The organism is Alicycliphilus denitrificans (assembly GCF_044792555.1).
Taxonomy (GTDB): Bacteria; Pseudomonadota; Gammaproteobacteria; order Burkholderiales; family Burkholderiaceae_C; genus Alicycliphilus; species Alicycliphilus denitrificans_A.
Window position 1 is genome coordinate 1,568,446 of the sequence record NZ_CP126238.1, and the last position, 19,266, is coordinate 1,587,711.

14 protein-coding genes are annotated in these 19,266 nt (G+C 65.2%); 10 read left to right on the forward strand and 4 right to left on the reverse strand.

The window, feature by feature from the left end:
• Positions 1 to 68 precede the first annotated feature (68 nt).
• Positions 69 to 1,166: a cell division protein ZapE gene (zapE, locus tag P7644_RS07500; protein WP_404302549.1), complete on the forward strand. Its 1,098-nt coding sequence runs from the start codon at positions 69 to 71 to the stop codon at positions 1,164 to 1,166.
• Positions 1,166 to 1,849 (forward strand): hypothetical protein, encoded by a 684-nt coding sequence (locus P7644_RS07505; protein ID WP_404302550.1) that lies wholly within the window; start codon positions 1,166 to 1,168, stop codon positions 1,847 to 1,849. Before zapE ends, P7644_RS07505 begins: the two co-directional genes overlap by 1 nt.
• Here P7644_RS07505 and P7644_RS07510 read toward each other — a convergent pair whose 3' ends face one another.
• Positions 1,850 to 2,662, reverse strand: coding sequence for a PP2C family protein-serine/threonine phosphatase (locus tag P7644_RS07510; protein WP_404302551.1), 813 nt, complete (start codon positions 2,660 to 2,662; stop codon positions 1,850 to 1,852). It lies immediately after the preceding gene.
• Positions 2,663 to 2,812: 150 nt separating this feature from the next.
• Here P7644_RS07510 and P7644_RS07515 point away from each other — a divergent pair, with 150 nt between their 5' ends.
• Positions 2,813 to 4,867 (forward strand): ATP-dependent DNA helicase, encoded by a 2,055-nt coding sequence (locus P7644_RS07515; RefSeq protein WP_404302552.1) that lies wholly within the window; start codon positions 2,813 to 2,815, stop codon positions 4,865 to 4,867.
• Here the strand turns inward: P7644_RS07515 and P7644_RS07520 are convergent.
• On the reverse strand, positions 4,830 to 5,627 hold the full coding sequence (locus P7644_RS07520) for an outer membrane protein assembly factor BamD (protein ID WP_404302553.1): 798 nt from the start codon (positions 5,625 to 5,627) through the stop codon (positions 4,830 to 4,832). The two genes, P7644_RS07515 and P7644_RS07520, sit on opposite strands and share 38 nt — an antisense overlap.
• A 131-nt stretch (positions 5,628 to 5,758) precedes the next feature.
• Here P7644_RS07520 and dnaE point away from each other — a divergent pair, with 131 nt between their 5' ends.
• From dnaE to clpA, 3 genes are all read left to right on the forward strand, one after another.
• Positions 5,759 to 9,307, forward strand: coding sequence for a DNA polymerase III subunit alpha (gene dnaE / locus P7644_RS07525; protein ID WP_404302554.1), 3,549 nt, complete (start codon positions 5,759 to 5,761; stop codon positions 9,305 to 9,307).
• 58 nt (positions 9,308 to 9,365) lie between these two features.
• Positions 9,366 to 9,728: an ATP-dependent Clp protease adapter ClpS gene (gene clpS / locus P7644_RS07530; protein WP_404302555.1), complete on the forward strand. Its 363-nt coding sequence runs from the start codon at positions 9,366 to 9,368 to the stop codon at positions 9,726 to 9,728.
• Positions 9,729 to 9,799: 71 nt separating this feature from the next.
• Positions 9,800 to 12,148: an ATP-dependent Clp protease ATP-binding subunit ClpA gene (gene clpA / locus P7644_RS07535; RefSeq protein WP_404302556.1), complete on the forward strand. Its 2,349-nt coding sequence runs from the start codon at positions 9,800 to 9,802 to the stop codon at positions 12,146 to 12,148.
• A 175-nt stretch (positions 12,149 to 12,323) separates the two neighbouring features.
• Here the strand turns inward: clpA and P7644_RS07540 are convergent, their stop codons facing one another.
• Positions 12,324 to 13,154 carry a pyruvate, water dikinase regulatory protein gene (locus P7644_RS07540; RefSeq protein WP_404302557.1) on the reverse strand — a complete coding sequence of 277 codons (831 nt, stop codon included), beginning with the start codon at positions 13,152 to 13,154 and terminating at the stop codon, positions 12,324 to 12,326.
• 208 nt (positions 13,155 to 13,362) lie between these two features.
• Here P7644_RS07540 and ppsA point away from each other — a divergent pair, with 208 nt between their 5' ends.
• The 4 genes from ppsA (at position 13,363) to P7644_RS07560 (ending at position 18,551) form a co-directional block, all read left to right on the forward strand.
• Positions 13,363 to 15,753, forward strand: coding sequence for a phosphoenolpyruvate synthase (gene ppsA, locus P7644_RS07545; RefSeq protein WP_404302558.1), 2,391 nt, complete (start codon positions 13,363 to 13,365; stop codon positions 15,751 to 15,753).
• Between the two features lie 18 nt (positions 15,754 to 15,771).
• Complete coding sequence (locus P7644_RS07550) at positions 15,772 to 16,101, forward strand: DUF4212 domain-containing protein (RefSeq protein WP_404302559.1); 330 nt, start codon at positions 15,772 to 15,774, stop codon at positions 16,099 to 16,101.
• Complete coding sequence (locus P7644_RS07555) at positions 16,094 to 18,178, forward strand: VC_2705 family sodium/solute symporter (RefSeq protein ID WP_404302560.1); 2,085 nt, start codon at positions 16,094 to 16,096, stop codon at positions 18,176 to 18,178. The genes P7644_RS07550 and P7644_RS07555 overlap by 8 nt, the downstream gene beginning before the upstream one ends.
• Before the next feature lie 112 nt (positions 18,179 to 18,290).
• On the forward strand, positions 18,291 to 18,551 hold the full coding sequence (locus tag P7644_RS07560) for a hypothetical protein (RefSeq protein WP_404302561.1): 261 nt from the start codon (positions 18,291 to 18,293) through the stop codon (positions 18,549 to 18,551).
• A gap of 148 nt (positions 18,552 to 18,699) precedes the next feature.
• On the opposite strand, the gene efp is transcribed toward P7644_RS07560, so the two are convergent.
• Positions 18,700 to 19,254: an elongation factor P gene (gene efp, locus P7644_RS07565; protein ID WP_404302562.1), complete on the reverse strand. Its 555-nt coding sequence runs from the start codon at positions 19,252 to 19,254 to the stop codon at positions 18,700 to 18,702.
• Positions 19,255 to 19,266: the final 12 nt, after the last annotated feature.

Consider the following 19,266-nt stretch of genomic DNA (forward strand, 5'->3'; position numbering starts at 1 on the left):
GAAATTGGCTGCTAGCGCTTTATGTAAAAGCGCTAGCAGCTATTATTTTTGTAGTATTGGAGTGTGCAGTGAAGGTCAGGCAGGCGTACGAGGCGGAGCTGGCCGCCAAGGGATTTTCGAGCGACCCGGCGCAGCTGCGCGCCATCGACGCCCTGGAGCGCTGCGCGCAGGAGTGGAGCGTCTACAAGGCCAAGCGCTCCAACCGCTTCAAGAAACTCATCAGCCGTCCCGACATTCCCAAGGGCGTCTACATGTACGGCGGCGTGGGGCGTGGCAAGAGTTTTCTCATGGACTGCTTCTTCAACGCCGTGCCCTTGAAGCGCAAGGTGCGCCTGCATTTCCATGAATTCATGCGTGAGGTGCACCGCGAACTGGCCAGCCTGCAGGGCCAGCAGAACCCGCTCGACGTGTTGGGCGCCAACATCGCCAAGCGCTACAAGCTGATCTGTTTTGACGAATTCCACGTGTCGGACGTGACCGACGCCATGATCCTGCACCGCCTGCTGGCGTCCCTGTTCGACAACGGCGTGGGCTTTGTCACCACCTCCAATTTCAAGCCCGATGAGCTGTATCCGGGCGGCCTGCACCGCGACCGCATCCTGCCGGCGATTGCACTGCTCAACGAGCGCATGGAGGTGGTGAACGTGGACAACGGCACCGACTACCGCCGCCGCACCCTGGAGAACGCCAAGCTCTACCACTGCCCCCTGGGTCCCGAGGCCGACGCCGCTATGCAAAAGACCTTCAACCTGCTGGCCGAGGTGCACGACGAAGACCCGGTGCTGCACATCGAGGCGCGCGAGATCCGCGCGCTGCGCCGCGCAGGGGGTGTGGTGTGGTTTGACTTTCGCGAGCTGTGCATGGGCCCGCGCTCGCAGAACGACTACCTGGAGATCGCCAGCCAGTTTCACACCGTGCTGCTCTCGGGCGTACCCTATATGCCGGTGAATATGGCTTCGCCCGCGCGGCGCTTTACCTGGCTGGTGGATGTGCTCTACGACCGGCGCGTCAAGCTCATCATCTCGGCCGCCGTGCTGCCCGAAGACCTGTACCTTGAAGGGCCGCTGGCGCATGAATTCCCGCGCACCGTCTCGCGTCTGAACGAGATGCAGTCCAAGGAGTACCTGCAGCTGGAGCGGCGTGTCGTCGATACCGGACTGACCTGATGCGCCTCTCCCTCGACCGTTTCTTTTTTGGCCCACTGGCGGCACTGTGCCTGGCAGCCCTTTTGCCCATGCAAGCCTCGGCCCAGGCGGCCGCGCCCGATGCGGTTCCACCTGAGGTGCAGGAGGCGCAGCTGCAGCGCCAGGCGCGGCGCGCGCAGATCCAGGTCGAACGCCAGGCCCTGCAGGCGCAGCGCAGCAAGGAAGAGGCGGACTGCTACCAGCAGTTTGCCGTGCATGACTGTCTGCGCGGGGTGCGCACCCAGGCGCGCGCGGCAGACAACCGGCTGCGCCGCCAAGAGGTGCAGCTCAACGACGAAGAGCGGCGGGAAAAGGCAGCCGAGCGCCTGCGTTCCATCGAGGAGCGGCAGCAGGAGCAGCGCCAGGGAGTGCAACCGGGTGAGCGGCCACCCGCCATGCGCGCCACGGAGCGCGGCAGCGCGCAAATGCGTGAGCAGCAGGCCCGCCAGCGCGCCGAGCAACAGCAGCGGCGCAGCGCCGAGCACGCGGCAGACCAGCAGCAGCACCGGCAGGCCGAGCGCCAGCGCGCCGCCGAGTCGCGTGCGCGCTATGAGGCCAAGCAGCAGAAGGCGCGCGAGCGCCGCGAGCAGCATCAGCGCGACCAGGCGCAGGCTGCAGGCTCGGGGCGCAAGGCATCGGCCCCGCTGCCCGACCCCAGCCCTTGATCATGCCGACAGCGAGAGCCAGGGCTGCTGTGGCAACTGGGGTTGCTTTTTCTCTTCGTTCAAGGCCTCGATCTTCACGACGATCAGCGACAGGTTGTCGCCACCGCCGCGCGCTCTGGAACGGGCCTTGTCGATCAGGAATTCCGTGGCTTCGCGCGGCGTGAGCGATTCCAGCACCGAGGCCAGCTCGGCCGGCGAAAAGTAGTGCCACACTCCGTCGCTGCAGGCCAGCAGTATGTCGCCCGGTTGCAGCTGAGCGATCAGGTGCGCGCTGATGGGCGGATCGCTGTCCGAGCCCAGGCAGCCGATCAGGATGTTGGAGTGCGGATGGTTGTTGGCCTCGGCCTCGGAGAGTTCGCCCCGGTTCACCAGGGCTTGCACATAGGAATGATCGGACGTGCGATGCACCAGCCGCCCGCCGTGGAACTGGTAGATGCGCGAGTCGCCCGCATGCACCCAATGGCAATCACCGCGCGGGTTGATCAGGAAGGCGGCGATCGTGCTGTGGGGCTCCTGCTCGGCGGAGATGGCGGTCAGGCGGATCACGATGTGCGACTCCTGCACGATGTGCCTGAGCAGTGCGACGGCATCGTCCGTGTCGGGTGAATAGCGCTCGAACAGCTGGCGCGTCGTCATCATCACCTGGTCGGATGCCTTGCGCCCGCCGCTGCGCCCACCCATGCCGTCGGCCACCACGCCCAGCACGCAGCCATTGAAGCGCGGGTGCGAGAGCAGGGCGACCTGGTCTTGCTGGTAATCACGGTCACCCTTGTGGATGCCGGTCGAGGCAATAAGGCGGAACGCTTTGGTCATGAAAAAGGAGGTGAGCGGTCGAAGGCCCCGGGATCGCTGAGGCGGCTGGCAGGGAGGGTTATTATCGTCAAGCAACGCCGCACTGTCGGTGCCGCCGGCTCCAGTGACACTCCAACCCATCAGGCGCGTGCATTTCAGCTCATTTCGCCCATGTCCTTGAGTGATCTCGTTGCCCAGGCGTTTGCGCCCGATGGCCCGTTGGCACGTGGGCCGGCGCACTTTTACCCACGTTCGGGGCAGGCAGCCATGGCACAGGCGGTGGCGCAGGCCATCCACTCCCGGGAACGGCTCGTGGTGGAAGCCGGTACGGGGATCGGCAAGACCTTCGCGTATCTGGTTCCGGCATTGCTCAGCGGTGAACGTGTGCTGGTTTCTACCGCCACCAGGGTGCTGCAGGACCAGCTGCACGGGCGCGACCTGCCGCTGCTGCTGCGTGCCCTGGCCTTGCCCCTGCGCTCGGCCTTGCTCAAGGGGCGGGCCAGTTATCTGTGCCGCCACCGCCTGGAGCTGGCGCTCCAGGGGGATGGAGCGCACCAGTATGGGGCGCAGCTGGCAGACCTGGCGCGCATAGAGCGTTGGGCCCTGGCTACGCGCACTGGCGATCTGGCGGAGCTGCCCGAGCTGGACGAGCGCTCGCCGGTGCTGGCATGGGTCACCTCGACCCGGGACAACTGCCTGGGCCAGGACTGCCCGCGTTTTCGTGAGTGCCATGTGTACCAGGCACGGCGCCAGGCCATGTCTGCCGATGTGGTGGTCATCAACCACCATCTGTTTTTTGCCGACCTGGCCGTGCGTGCATCGGGCGTGGCCGAGTTGCTGCCCAGCGCCGGTGTGGTGATCTTCGATGAGGCACATCAGCTGGCGGAGGTGGCGACCGAGTTCTTTGGCATGCGCCTGGGCACCGGCCAACTGCTGGAGCTGGCACAGGATATGCTGGTTATCGGCCTGCGCTGCGCACGGGGCCTGGCCGACTGGCAAGGGGTGCAGCAGCGCTTACGCCTGGCGGCGCGCGGGCTGCGCCTGGCCAGCGGAGGGCAGGATGATCCGGCGGCCATACCTGGGCGCATGCGCTGGGCCGGCGCGACCCCTGATGGCGTGGACGCCGGACGGTGGGCGGCAGCGTTGCAAGCCGCCGTGGACGCGCTGCGCGAAGCCTTGGCAGCGCTGGATGGCGTGACGGTCCTGGCCCCTGATTTGGCGCATCTGCACGAGCGCACGGTGGCCCTGCTGGCGACGCTGCTGCATTTTTCGGCCCCCTGGCAAGCCGATTGCGTGCGTTGGCTGGATAGGGCCAGTCAGTTGCGCTTGAATGAGTCACCGCTGGATGTCGCACCCGCGCTGCACGCGTTATGGCATGGCCAGCCTGCGGAGCCGGGTGCATGGGACGAGGAGGAGCTGGTAGCGGCGCGGCAGGGGCGAGCCTGGGTATTCACTTCCGCCACGCTGGGCGACGATCCCGGTCTGCGCTGGTTCACGCAGGCCTGTGGCCTGGAGGAGGCCCGCATACTGCGCCTGGACAGCCCGTTTGACTATGCGTGCCAAGCCGCCCTCCATGTGCCGCAGCAGCTGCCGCCCCCCACCGATCCGTCACACAGCGAGCAGCTTGGGCATTGGGTCGCCGATGCCGTGCAGCGCCTGGGCGGGCGCACGCTGGTGCTGACCACCAGCCTGCGCGCGCTTGAGGTCATTGCCAGCACATTGCAGCAGCGCTTGCCCCCCGGTTGCGGCATCGAGGTGCTGGTACAGGGCCAGGCGCCCAAGCGGCGCATCATGGAGCGCTTTCGGGCGCCCGCAGGCGAGGCGGGCCATGTGCTGGTCGGCTCGGCCAGCTTTTGGGAGGGTTTTGATGTGCCTGGCGATGCGCTGCAGTTGCTGGTCATCGACAAGCTGCCGTTTCCGCCGCCGGGTGATCCGCTGGTGCGGGCGCAGGGCCAGCGCCTGCACCAGCTGGGGCGCAGCGCCTTTCGGGACTACGCGCTGCCGGCGGCGGCCGTGGCGCTCAAGCAGGGGGCCGGGCGCCTGATACGCAGTGAAAGCGATCGGGGTGTGCTGGTCGTGGCCGACCAGCGCCTGCTGCGCATGGGTTATGGCAAGCGCCTGTTGCGGGCACTGCCCGCCATGCCCATGCTCGAGTCGCAAGAGGAATTCGAGGCGGCGCTGGATGCGTTCACCAGAATTTCCACCACGGATTGTCCTGTGCCTTGAAGCCGGCCTTGAGCAGGGTGCTATTGGGATATGAGGCCTCCAGCACGCGGCGTGCGTCGTCGCGCAGCTGCGTCATGCCCAGTGCGTCGTAGGAGCGCACCAGGATGTACAGCGCCTCCTCGGTGGCGGGCACGTCCTTGTAGTCCGCTAGCGCACTTTGTGCCCGGCCCACGGCCGCTACATAAGCGCCGCGTTCGTAGTAGTAGCGGGCCACATGCACCTCGTACCGGGCCAGCGAGTTCACGATGTAGGTCATGCGCAGGCGCGCGTCGGGCGTGTAGCGCGATTCGGGAAAGCGGGTCACCAGCTCGCGGAAGGACTCGAAAGAATCCTTGGCCGCCTTCTGGTCGCGCTCGGACAGGTCCTGGCGCGCGAGCCACGAAAACAGGCCCAGGTTCTCGTTGAAGTTCACCAGGCCCTTGAGGTACAGGGCATAGTCGAATGCGGGGCTGGCCGGGTGCAGCTTCATGAAGCGGTCTAGCGTGGCGATGGCCTGGGCCTTTTCACCCCCCTTGTACTGGGCGTAGGCCTTCTCCAGCTGGGCCTGTTGGGCCAGCGGCGTACCGGCGGCACGGCCTTCGAGCTTTTCCAGCAGCGGTACGGCCTTGTCATAGGCGCCGCCGTTGAGCTCGTCACGCGCCTCGGCGTAGATCCTGTCGGTGCTCCAGCCGGCGGTCTTGTCTTCGGAAGGGCTGGCGCAGGCGGCCAGCAGGCCGGCGGCCAGCAAGGCGGGTATCAGAGACAGGGGGAAACGCGGCATGGCGGCAGCTCTCGGGGCAGGAATTGAAAGGCTATCGCGGCGACTCTACCCAGCGGGGGCTGGTCGTGCGGTAGCGCGACATTGTATGTAACCCGCCGGCAGGCCCAAGCCCAGGTTTCTACAATGCCAGGATGTTTGTCCACCTGCGCCTGCATACCGAATTTTCCGTCGTGGACGGAACCACCCGCATCGACGAGGTCGTCAAGGCGGCAGCCAAGGACGGCCAGCCTGCCCTGGCCATCACCGACCTGAACAACCTCTTTGGCGGCATCAAGTTCTACAAGGAAGGGCGGGGCAAGGGGGTCAAGCCCATTCTGGGTGCCGAGATCTGCCTGGAGGGCGCCGCGGGCGCGCCGCCCGCGCGCATGCTGTTGCTGGTGCAAAACAGCCAGGGCTATCTCAACCTGTCCGAGTTGCTGGCGCGCGCATGGACGCGCAATGTCGTCAAGAACCTGCCGCTGTGTACCTGGGACTGGCTACAGGAGCTGAACCAGGGCCTGATCGCACTCGCCGGTGCCCAGGCGGGGCCGGTGGGGCAGGCCCTCATGAAGGGCGACGAGAGCGCTGCCGCGGCCTTGGCTCTGCGGCTTGCGGGCATCTTTGCGCACCGCTTTTACATCGAGGTACAACGTGCCGGTCGCGCCGACGACGAGGCTCATGTGACCCAGGCCGTGCAGCTCGCGGCCCGGCTGCAGTTGCCGGTGGTGGCCACGCACCCGGTGCAGTTCACCACAACCGATGGCTACGAGGCGCACGAGGCGCGCGTGTGCATTGCGGAGGGCGAGATCCTCGCCAACCAGCGGCGCGTGCGCCGCTTCACCCGCGAGCAATATTTCAAGAGCAGTGCCGAGATGCTGGCCCTGTTTGCCGACCTGCCATCGGCCATTGCCAACACGCTGGAGATCGCCAAGCGTTGCAACCTCACGCTGGTGCTGGGCAAGCCGCGCCTGCCGGACTTCCCCACGCCCAACGGCATGCCTATCGAGGAGTATTTCCGCTATGCCTCGCACGAGGGCCTGAAGGAGCGCCTGCTGTACCTATTCCCGAACGAGGCCGAGCGTGAAAGGCAGCGCCCGCGCTACGAGGAGCGGCTGGAGTTCGAGCTGGGCACCATTCTGAAGATGGGCTTCCCGGGCTACTTCCTCATCGTGGGCGACTTCATCCAGTGGGCCAAGACCCATGGCTGTCCGGTGGGGCCGGGCCGGGGCTCGGGCGCGGGCTCGCTCGTGGCCTACGCGCTCAAGATCACCGACCTGGACCCGCTGCAGTACAACCTGCTGTTCGAGCGCTTTCTGAATCCCGAGCGGGTTTCCATGCCTGACTTCGACATCGACTTCTGCCAGGCCAACCGCGACCGGGTGATCGACTATGTGAAGGACAAATACGGCAAGGATGCCGTGAGCCAGATCGCCACCTTCGGCACCATGGCCGCCAAGGCGGCGATCCGTGACGTGGGCCGCGTCATGGATATGAGCTACACCTTCTGCGACGGGATTTCCAAGCTGGTGCCCGGCAAGCCCGGCCAGACCTACACCCTGGCCTACCCCCCCGAGCCCAAGAAGGAGGGCGACAAGAACAATTACGCCCTGGAGCTCGAACCCCAGTTGTACGAGCGTGTGCGCAAGGAAGAGGATGTGCGCACCATCATCGAGATGGCGCAGCAGCTCGAAGGCATGACGCGCAACATCGGCATGCACGCCGGCGGCGTGCTGATTGCGCCGGGCAAGCTCACCGACTTCTGCCCGCTGTACCAGCAACCGGGCAGCGAGTCTGCGGTGAGCCAGTACGACAAGGACGATGTGGAGGCCATAGGCCTGGTGAAGTTCGACTTTCTGGGACTGGCCACGCTCACCATCCTGGAGATCGCGCGCGAATTCATCCAGAAGCGCCACAGGGGTCAGGAGAGCTTCGCCTTCGAGAACATACCGCTCGACGACGCCGCCACCTACAGGCTGTTCTCGGAGGGCAAGACCGAGGCCGTGTTCCAGTTTGAAAGCCGCGGCATGCAGGGCATGCTCAAGGAGGCACGCCCGAGCCGCCTGGAAGACCTGATCGCACTGAACGCGCTGTACCGCCCGGGCCCCATGGACCTGATCCCGAGCTTCGTGAACCGCAAGCATGGCAAGGAGGTGGTCGAGTATCCGCACCCGCTGGTCGAGCCGGTGCTGGCCGAAACCTACGGCATCATGGTCTATCAGGAGCAGGTGATGCAGACGGCGCAGGTGCTGGGCGGCTACAGCCTGGGCGGCGCCGATATGCTGCGCCGCGCCATGGGCAAGAAAAAGCCCGAGGAAATGGCCGAGCACCGGATCATCTTCCGTAAGGGAGCTGCGGATAAAGGCATCAGCCAGGACAAAGCCGACGAGGTGTTCGACCTGATGGAGAAGTTCGCGGGCTACGGCTTCAACAAGTCGCACGCCGCCGCCTACTCGCTGCTGGCCTACCACACGGGCTGGCTCAAGGTGCATTACACGGCCGAGTTCTACTGCGCCAACATGACCGTGGAAATGGACGACACCGACAAGCTCAAGGTGCTCTACGAGGATGCGGTCAAGCATTTCGGCATGAGTTTCGAGCCGCCGGACATTAACCGCGGCATGTACCGCTTCGAGCCCGTGACCGACAAGGTCATCCGCTACGGCCTGGGCGCCATCAAGGGCACGGGCCAGCAGGCCATAGAGGCGATCATCGCCGCCCGCGAGGGCCGCGGCGAAGGGCCGCGCGGCGGGGAGCAGGGGCCGTTCACCAGCCTGTTCGACTTCTGCGTGCGCGTGGACCGCGCGCGCATCAACAAGCGCACGGTGGAGGCTCTCATCAAGGCCGGCGCCTTCGACGCCTTGCACCTGAACCGCGCTGCGCTCGTGGCCTCCATCGACCGGGCCTTCGACTTCGCGGCGGCGCAGCTGGCCAACGTCAACCAGGGCGGTCTGTTCGACATGATGGGCGACGACGCTATAGGCTCCAGTACCCAGGAGCCGGAACTGGTCGACGCCACGCCCTGGGGCATCAAGGCGCGCCTGATGCAGGAAAAGACCGCCGTGGGCTTTTACCTGTCGGGCCATCTGTTCGACGAGGTGCAGCAGGAGGTGCGCCGCTTCGTGCGCACCCCCATCGCCGAGTTGGCCGACAGCCGTGAGACCCAGGTGCTTGCCGGCATCGTGGGTGATGCACGCGTGATCAGCGGCCAGCGCGGCAAGTTGGCACTGTTCAAGCTCGACGACAAATCGGGCGTGATCGAGGCCTCGGCCGACGAGGGGGTGATCGCCGCCTGCGCCGGTTTGCTCAAGGACGACGAGTTTGTGGTGCTCAGCGGGCGGCTGCAGTTCGACCATTTCAGCGGGGGCTTGCGCGTGAAGGTGCAGCAGGTCTGGGACTTGGGGGCGGCGCGTGCGCGCTTTGGACGCTACCTGCTGGTGGGCACCAATGGCGGCATGAGGCCCGACGTGGCATCGCTGGTGCGCGAGTTTCCGCCGCTGCGCGCCGAGACCGAGCATGGCGAGGTTCTGTCCCACGGTTTGCGCGTGCGCATGGGTGTGCATTGCACGGCGGCCGGAGGCGCGGCCACGGCCGAGTTGCAACTGGGTGAGGCCAGCCGCTTTTTCCCCAGCGACGCGGCCCTGGCCGCATGGGGCGTTCAGGTGGGCAGCGGCAACGTGAGCGTGGTGTACGAAAGCGCTTGAAAAAGCCGACTTTGGCATCAGGTGCTGCGACTGTCGTGCCAATGTTCGACGCACTAGAATGAAATACATGGCAACCAAACCACCAAAGCCCGCGCCAGCGCCCCGCACCCCGACCTGGGACGAGGGCGGCTCGGTCGTGCTGGAGCGGCGTACCCAGAAAACCAAGCCGCCGCAGATGTATCAGGTGGTGATGCTCAACGATGATTACACGCCCATGGAGTTCGTGGTCATTGTGCTGCAGGAGTTTTTCAACAAGGATCGCGAGGCGGCCACGCAGATCATGCTCAAGATCCATCTGGACGGTAAGGGTATTTGCGGCGTTTACACGCGCGATGTGGCCGCCACCAAGGTGGAGCAGGTGCTGGACGCGGCGCACAAGGCCGGACACCCGCTGCAATGCCTGAGCGAGCCAATCGAATAGCCTGTTGAATAAATGGCCTTTGCCCCCGATCTAAAGTCACCCTTACCTCGCAAGCACATAGGAGTTCTCACATGATTGCCCAGGAACTGGAAGTCAGCTTGCACATGGCCTTTGTCGAGGCCCGCCAGCAGCGCCACGAGTTCATCACCGTGGAGCACCTGCTGCTGGCGCTGCTGGACAACCCCAGCGCCGCCGAGGTGCTGCGCGCCTGCGCGGCCAATATCGACGATCTGCGTGCGTCGCTGACGAATTTCATCAAGGACAACACCCCCCAGGTGGCTGGCACCGACGAGGTGGATACGCAGCCCACGCTGGGCTTCCAGCGCGTGATCCAGCGCGCCATCATGCATGTGCAGTCCACCGGCAATGGCAAGAAGGAAGTCACGGGCGCCAACGTGCTCGTGGCCATCTTTGGCGAGAAAGACTCGCACGCCGTGTACTACCTGCATCAGCAGGGCGTGACGCGCCTGGATGTGGTGAACTACATCGCTCACGGCATCAAGAAGGGCGAGCCGCCAGAGCCGCCCAAGCCCGAGGGGCAGGCCGAGAGCGAAGAGGCTACTCAGGGCGAGCGCGGCGAGAAGGCCTCGCCGCTGGAGCAGTACACACAAAACCTCAACCAGGCCGCCAAGGATGGCAAGATAGACCCGCTGATCGGGCGCGACTATGAGGTCGAGCGCACTATCCAGATTCTTTGCCGTCGGCGCAAGAACAATCCGCTGTTGGTGGGTGAGGCCGGTGTGGGCAAGACGGCCATCGCCGAAGGGCTGGCATGGCGCATCACCGAGGGTGCTGTGCCTGAAATCCTGGCCGAGGCCACGGTGTATTCGCTGGACATGGGTGCACTGCTCGCGGGCACCAAGTACCGCGGCGACTTCGAGCAGCGCCTCAAGGGCGTGCTCAAGAGCCTCAAGGACAAGCCCAACGCCATCCTGTTCATTGACGAGATCCACACGCTCATCGGTGCGGGCGCGGCCTCGGGCGGCACGCTGGATGCGAGCAACCTGCTCAAGCCGGCGCTGAGCTCGGGCTCCCTCAAGTGCATTGGCGCGACGACCTTCACCGAATACCGCGGCATTTTCGAGAAGGACGCGGCGCTGTCGCGGCGTTTCCAGAAGGTGGATGTGGTGGAGCCCTCGGTGGCCGAGACGATCGAGATCCTGAAGGGCCTGAAATCGCGCTTCGAGGAGCACCACAGCGTCAAGTACGCGGCCGCCGCCCTGCAGGCCGCAGCCGAGCTCTCTGCCAAGTACATCAACGATCGTCACCTGCCCGACAAGGCTATCGACGTGATCGATGAGGCTGGCGCGGCGCAGCGCATCCTGGTACCCACCAAGCGCAAGAAGACCATCGGCAAAAGCGAGATCGAGGAAATCGTGGCGAAGATTGCGCGCATCCCGCCCGCCAGCGTGTCCAACGACGACCGCAGCAAGCTGCAGACCCTGGAGCGGGACCTCAAGAGCGTGGTTTTCGGCCAGGACAAGGCGCTGGAGGTGCTGGCCGCCGCCGTCAAGATGGCGCGCTCCGGCCTGGGCAAGGGTGACAAGCCCATTGGCTCATTCCTGTTCTCCGGCCCCACGGGCGTGGGCAAGACCGAGGCTGCCAAGCAACTGGCCTACATCATGGGCGTGGACCTGATCCGTTTCGACATGTCCGAGTACATGGAGCGCCATGCCGTCAGCCGCCTCATCGGCGCGCCTCCCGGCTACGTGGGCTTCGATCAGGGAGGCCTCTTGACCGAGGCTATCACCAAGAAGCCGCACGCGGTGCTGCTGCTCGACGAGATCGAGAAGGCCCACCCCGACATCTTCAACGTGCTGCTGCAGGTCATGGACCACGGCACGCTGACCGACAACAACGGGCGCAAGGCTGATTTCCGCAACGTCATCCTAATCATGACGACGAACGCAGGCGCCGAAACCATGAACAAGGCCACCATCGGCTTCACGACCCAGCGCCAGCCTGGTGACGAGATGGGCGATATCAAGCGACTGTTCACGCCCGAGTTCCGCAACCGCCTGGACGCCATGGTCAGCTTCAAGCCGCTTGACGAGCAGGTCATACTGCGCGTGGTCGACAAGTTCCTGCTGCAGCTGGAGCAGCAGCTGGCCGAGAAGAAAGTCGAGGTGACCTTCACCGACGCCATTCGCAAGTACCTGGCCAAGAAGGGTTTCGACCCGCTCATGGGCGCGCGTCCCATGCAGCGCCTGATCCAGGACACCATCCGCAAGGCGCTGGCCGACGAGTTGCTGTTCGGCCGCCTGACCGAGGGTGGGCGCCTGACGGTGGACTTGGCGCACCAGACGGACGAGCAGGGCGTGGAAAGCACCGAGGTGCTGCTGGACATCCAGCCACTCCCCAAGAAGGAACGCGGCACAAAGTCGGAGCCGGCCGAACCCGAGGAAGCCACGGCAGACTAGCGCACTCGGACTGCGAGGCCATCACCGCCGCACAGCGCAGTCGGGGTCGCTCTTTTATTGATAGCTTTTAGGGCTTGTTGGGAAAGGCTTATGGCCGATTTTCACCTAAAACTCGCGCTGGCACAGATTGAATGCCCCGTGCCGCGCGCCCTCGGTGAATGCCTCCATCACACCATTAGTACACCAGCCGTTCGGGCCGCACTTCCTGCAAGATGGTGGTAGCGATCTCTTCGATGCTCTTGGTGGTGGTGGAGAGCCAGCGTATGCCTGCGCGGCGCATCATGGCCTCGGCCTCGTTGACCTCGTAGCGGCAGTTGGCCAGGTCGGCGTAGCGCGAATGGGGGCGGCGCTCGTTGCGGATCTCGGACAGGCGCTCGGGCTGTATGGTCAGGCCAAAAATCTTGTTGCGGTAGGGCATGAGTGCGGGTGGCAGCTGGCGGCGCTCGAAGTCTTCCGGGATCAGCGGGTAGTTCGCCACCTTCAGGCCGCATTGCATGGCCAGGTACAGGCTGGTGGGCGTCTTGCCGCTGCGCGAAACGCCTATCAGGATCACGTCGGCCCCTTCCAGGTCGCGGTGGCTCTGGCCGTCGTCGTGGTCCAGGCTGAAGTTGATGGCCTCGATACGGTCGAGGTATTCCTTGGAGCGTGTGATGTCGGAAAAACGCCCCACGCGGTGCAGCGACTTGATGCCCAGTTCCTGCTCCAGCGGGCGCACGAAAGTGCTGAACATGTCCATCAGCATGCCCTTGCAGCCCTCTTGTATCACCTTGAGCACCTCCATATTCACGAGGGTGGTGAAGACGATCGGCTTCCGGCCTTCCAGCTCTGCCGTGTGGTTCACCTGGCGCACGGCCTGGTGGGCCTTGTCCACGGTGTCTATGAAGGGCAGGCGCACATGGCGCGGCTTTATTTCGAACTGGGCCAGGATGGCGTTGCCGAAGGTTTCGGCCGTGATGCCGGTGCCGTCGGAGATATAGAACACGGTGCGCGTGTGCGTGGGCAGCATGAAAGCGGGGCGGTGTGCGTTTGGAAGGAAGGAGCACGGGATATGGTGGCGCCCCTACAATGGCACCCATTATTCCCAATTTTCGTCCTATGCACCGCGCCGGCCCACAACCACAACAGCAAAGCCGTGGCCGCTGCATGGGCGCTCGCCTGCCGCATTTCATGCTGGCTGCAGGCGCAGATCCGGTTTCAACTTCTGGAGCTTTCCCATGTCTGCACGTTTCGAGGCGACCGCCCTGGTCGTACCCTTTGAGAACCTGAGAATGAGCGACGTCGAGGTCGTCGGCGGCAAGAACGCCAGCCTCGGCGAGATGATCTCGCAACTGCCCCAAGGGGTGCGCGTGCCCACGGGCTTTGCCACCACGGCGCACGCCTTCCGTGAATTTTTGAAGCACGAGGGGCTGGCCGAGCGTATCAGCCAGCGTCTGGCTACCCTGGATGTTGACGATGTGCGGGCGCTGGCCGCGGCCGGTGCCGAGATCCGCGGCTGGCTGGAAAACCAGCCCTTCCCGGCCGATCTTGAACAGGCCGTGCGCGCCGCTTTCGCCACCCTGAGCGAAGGCAACCCCCAGGCGAGCTTTGCCGTGCGCAGCTCGGCCACGGCCGAAGACCTGCCCGACGCCTCCTTTGCCGGCCAGCAGGAAACCTTCCTGAACGTCGTCGGCATCGAGGACGTGCTGCACAAGATGAAGGAGGTGTTCGCCAGCCTCTATAACGACCGTGCCATTTCCTACCGCGTGCACAAGGGCTTTGCGCACGACGTGGTGGCCCTGTCGGCGGGCGTGCAGCGCATGGTGCGTTCGGATCTGGGCGCGGCCGGGGTTATGTTCACCATCGACACCGAGAGCGGCTTTGAAGACGTGGTCTTCATCACCAGCAGCTACGGCCTGGGCGAGACGGTGGTGCAGGGCGCCGTGAACCCCGACGAGTTCTACGTGCACAAGCCCATGCTGCGCGCCGGCAACAAGGCCGTGATCCGCCGCAACCTGGGCTCCAAGCTGATCCAGATGGTGTTCGCCTCGGCCGAGGAAAAGGCCGCTACGGGCAAGCTGGTGAAGACGGCCGACGTGGCCACCGAGCTGCGCAACCGCTACAGCCTCTCCGACGCCGATGTCGAGCAGCTGGCGCACTACGCCCTGGTGATCGAGGGGCACTACGGCCGCCCCATGGACATCGAGTGGGGCAAGGACGGCCAGGACGGTCAGCTCTACATCCTGCAGGCGCGCCCCGAGACGGTGAAAAGCCAGGCCAAGGGCCAGGCCGAGCTGCGCTACAAGCTCAAGGGTCATGGCAACGTGCTGGCCGAGGGCCGCGCCATCGGCCAGAAGATTGGCACCGGCCCGGTACGCCTGGTGCACGACATCCGCGAGATGGACAAGGTGCAGGCCGGCGACGTGCTCGTCACCGACATGACCGACCCGAACTGGGAGCCGGTGATGAAGCGCGCCAGCGCCATCGTCACCAACCGTGGTGGGCGCACCTGCCACGCCGCCATCATCGCGCGCGAACTGGGCATTCCCGCCGTGGTGGGTTGCGGCCATGCCACCGAGCTGCTCAAGGACGGCACGCTGGTCACGGTGAGCTGTGCCGAGGGCGACACGGGCAGGATCTACGACGGCCTGCTGGCCACCGAGGTCACCGAGGTGCAGCGCGGCGAGATGCCGCAGATCGCCACCAAGATCATGATGAACGTGGGCAACCCGCAGCTGGCCTTCGACTTTGCCCAGCTGCCCAACGAGGGCGTGGGCCTGGCGCGCCTGGAATTCATCATCAACAACAACATCGGCGTGCACCCCAAGGCCATCCTGGACTACCCCGCCGTCGATGCCGACCTGAAGAAGGCCGTGGAGTCCGTGGCGCGCGGCCATGCTTCGCCCCGCGCCTTCTACGTGGACAAGGTGGCGGAAGGCGTGGCCACCATTGCCGCCGCCTTTTATCCGAAGCCCGTCATCGTGCGCCTGTCGGACTTCAAGTCCAACGAGTACCGCAAGCTGATTGGCGGCAGCCGCTACGAGCCAGAGGAAGAAAACCCCATGCTGGGCTTCCGGGGCGCGGCGCGCTATGTCAGCCAGGAGTTTGGCGAGGCCTTTGCCATGGAGTGCGAAGCGCTCAAGCGCGTGCGCAACGACATGGGGCTGACCAACGTGCAGGTGATGGTGCCCTTCGTGCGCACGCTGGGCCAGGCCGAGCGCGTCACGCAGCTGCTGGCGCAGCATGGCCTCAAGCGCGGCGAGAACGAACTCAAGCTCATCATGATGTGCGAGATCCCGAGCAACGCCATCCTGGCCGAGCGCTTCCTCGAATACTTCGACGGCTTCTCCATCGGCTCGAACGACCTGACCCAGCTCACCCTGGGCCTGGACCGCGACTCGGGCCTGGAGCTGCTGGCGCAGGACTTCGACGAGCGTGATCCGGCCGTCGAGACGCTGATCCACCTGGCCATCAAGGCCTGCCGCGCGCAGGGCAAGTACATCGGCATCTGCGGCCAGGGCCCCAGCGACCATCCGGACTTCGCGCAGTGGCTGGCGGCCGAGGGTATTTCGTCGATCTCGCTGAATCCCGACAGCGTGATCAGTACCTGGCAGACCCTCGCCGGCTGATCGCCGCTTCCCAAGCCCATGCCGCACCGCAGGACGTTCACGGAAGGCCTGATGGAGGGTGAATATGCGGGGGCCCCCTTTGCCCCCGATCTGCACGATGCGCGCCACCTGTGGCTCAAGGCCGGATTGCTGCTGGTGTGGGCGCTGGTGTCCTTCGTGGCCTGCTTCTTCGAGCGCGACCTGCGGATGATGGTGGGGCAGTGGCAGCTGGGGTACTGGATCGCCTCCCAGGGGGCGGTCTTGATGTTCATCGCCATCGTCTGCGTGTACTGTGCGGCGATGAGCCATTTCGAGCGGCAGGATCTGGCGGCCCAGCGCAAGGCCAGCAAGGCCCAGGCACATGACTGAGCGCGGGGCTGGGCGCTCCTACATGGCGCGCTTGAACCGCATCGTGGCGCTGTACGTGGTGGGCCTGCTGGGCTTCGTGGCCCTGATGGCCTGGTCCGAGCAGCGTGGCCTGTCGCGCCAGTGGATAGGCCCCATTTTCCTGTTCCTGACGGTGATGGCGTATGCCGCCATCGGCGTCTACGGCCGTACCACGGACCCCGACGAGTACTACGTGGCCGGCCGCCGCATTCCCCCCATCTACAACGGCATGGCAGCGGCGGCCGACTGGATGAGTGCGGCCTCGTTCATCAGCCTGTCGGGCGCCCTGTACCTGCAGGGTTTCTCGGGCACGCCAGACCAGCCCGGCGGCCTGGCCTACCTGCTGGGCTGGACGGGGGGGTTTGTGCTCGTCGCCATGCTGGTGGCGCCGCATTTGCGGGCCATGAATCTCTACACCATCCCCGACTTCTTCCAGGTGCGCTTTGGCGGGCGCTGGCCGCGCATCATCGCGGCGCTGGCGGCCGTGCTGTGCTCGTTCACCTATGTCGTGGCGCAGATCTATGGCGTGGGGCTGATTGCATCGCGCCTGACGGGTGTGCAGTTCGAGATCGGCATCATGCTGGGCCTGGGCGGTGTGCTGCTGTGTTCCTTTTTGGGCGGCATGCGCGCCATCACCTGGACACAGGTGGCGCAGTACATGGTGATCCTGCTTGCCTTTTTGATACCCGTTTCCTGGCTGGCCTATAAGCAGCTGGGCAACCCGGCGGCGCCCTTCGTGGTCGGCACGCAGATAGGCAAGATCGCGCAGCTGGAGGACGGCCTGCTGGCCTCCGAGGTCGAGGGCCAGGTGGTGGCGGCCTATCTGCAGCGCGCACGCGACTACGAGGCGCGCCTGGCCGATGTGCCCGCGGCGCTGGCGCGCGAACGCGATGCCATACGCGCACGCATTCAGCGCCTGCGCGCACAGAACGCCGATGTGGGGCTGATCGTCGCGGCCAGCCGCGAGCTGGCGGCCATGCCGCGCGACGTGCCGGCCGCACGCGAACGCTGGACGCGTGAGATGCAGGCCAACTACGAGCGCGCGCGTGCGCTGGGCGGCCTGCCGCGCCATAGCCAGGCCTTTGCCGGCGACCCGCACGGCACACCGGCAGAGCAACAGGCATTCGAGCATTCGCGGCGCAACTTCCTGGCGCTGATGTTCTGCCTCATGGTGGGTACCGCCGGCCTGCCGCACCTGCTCACGCGCTACTACACGGTGCCCTCGGTGGCGGCGGCGCGCACCTCGGTGGCCTGGTCGTTGTTCTTCATCGCCCTCTTGTACCTGAGCGCGCCGGCCCTGGCTGTGCTGGTGAAGTACGAGGTCATGAACAACCTGGTGGGCAGCAGCTTCGACCAGCTGCCCAACTGGATGGCGCAGTGGGCGCGCGTGGACTCCTCGCTGCTGTCGGTGGAGGATATGAATGGCGACGGCATCGTCCAGTTTGGCGAAATCCGCTTCGGCGCCGACCTCATCATGCTGGCCACGCCCGAAATTGGCGGCCTGCCCTATGTGATCTCGGGTCTGGTGGCCGCGGGGGGGCTGGCCGCGGCGCTGTCCACCGCCGACGGCCTGCTGCTGACCATCAGCAACGCGCTGGTGCGCGACCTGTACTTTCAGGAGACGCGGCGCAAGGCCTCGCCCGAGCAGCGCGTGATCCTCACCAAGTTTGCGCTACTCACGGTGGCGTTGTCAGCGGCGTTCGTCGCGGCGCTCAAGCCCGCGGAAATCCTGCCCATGGTCTCGGCCTCGTTCTCGATTGCGGCCTCGGCCTTTGTTCCGGCGATGGTGCTGGGCATCTTCTGGCGCGGCACCACGCAACGCGGTGCGGTGACCGGCATGCTTGCAGGGCTGTCGGTGACCATGTATTACCTGCTGGTTCAGGTTGATAGCGTGCGCGATTGGGTGCCCGCGCTGCTGCGCACGGATGGCTTGTGGTTTGGCATACACCCGATTTCTGCCGGGGTGTTCGGGGTGCCTACGGGTCTGGCCGTGGCCTGGCTCGTGAGCCTGGCCACGCGGCCGGGCAGGGCGCGTGTGGTGGCTCCTGATGGCTTGTGAGCCCTCCAAGGCCATAAGGCCATGGTCTTGCCAAATTCATTAACCCATTCGTGGCAGGCTGAAATCCTGTTGGCGTGACTGTGCCGTGATGTGGTGCGAAGCGAGGAAGCGCGTGATTTTTATCAAGACTGAAGCCGGACAGCAGTTGCTCAGGGAGCGCCAAGGCGTGCTTTCGTTGCGCCAGCGATCAGCGTTCCTCCTGTTTGACGGTGAGCGCACCCTGCAGCAAGTGCTTGCGCTCACTGAAACCATGGGCATCACCGGGGGTGACGTGCAGCTCATGGTCGATGCCGGATTGTTGGAGCACACCCGGCCGGCGCCGCAAACCCGGAGCCCCAAGGTGCCGGCGACGGCAGACCTAGCTGAGCAGTGACTGCTGACCGGGCGCGCGCCGGCCGTGGGTGAGGCAAGGTGCGGGCGGTTGGAGCAGGTGCTGCTGGCGTGAAATATCGCCACGGGTTTCGGCAACAAAAAAGGGAACGTCCAGGACGTTCCCTTTTCTGCATGGGTGCCTGCGCGGCTTATACGCGCTTGCGGTATTCGCCCGTGCGGGTGTCGATCTCGATCTTGTCGCCCTGGCCCACGAACAGGGGTACGGCGACCTCGAAGCCGGTGGCGATCTTGGCGGGCTTGAGCACCTTGCCGGAGGTGTCGCCCTTCACGGCGGGCTCGGTCCAGGTGATCTCACGCTCCACGCTGGTGGGCAGTTCCACCGAGATGGCCTTGCCGTCGTAGAACACCACTTCGGCGGTCATGCCGTCTTCCAGGTAGCTGATGGCGTCGCCCATGTTGCCGGCCTCGACCTCGTACTGGTTGTAGTCGGCGTCCATCCACACGTACATCGGGTCGGCGAAGTAGGAGTAGGTGCAGTCCTTCTTGTCCAGGATGACGTTGTCGATCTTGTCGTCGGCCTTGAACACGATTTCGGTGCCCATGTTGCCCAGCAGGGACTTGAGCTTCATGCGCACGGTGGCGGCGCCGCGGCCGCCGCGGGCGTATTCGGTCTTCAGGACGATCATCGGGTCTTTGCCTTGCATGATCACGTTGCCGGCGCGGATTTCTTGAGCGATTTTCATGGCTTGCTTGGG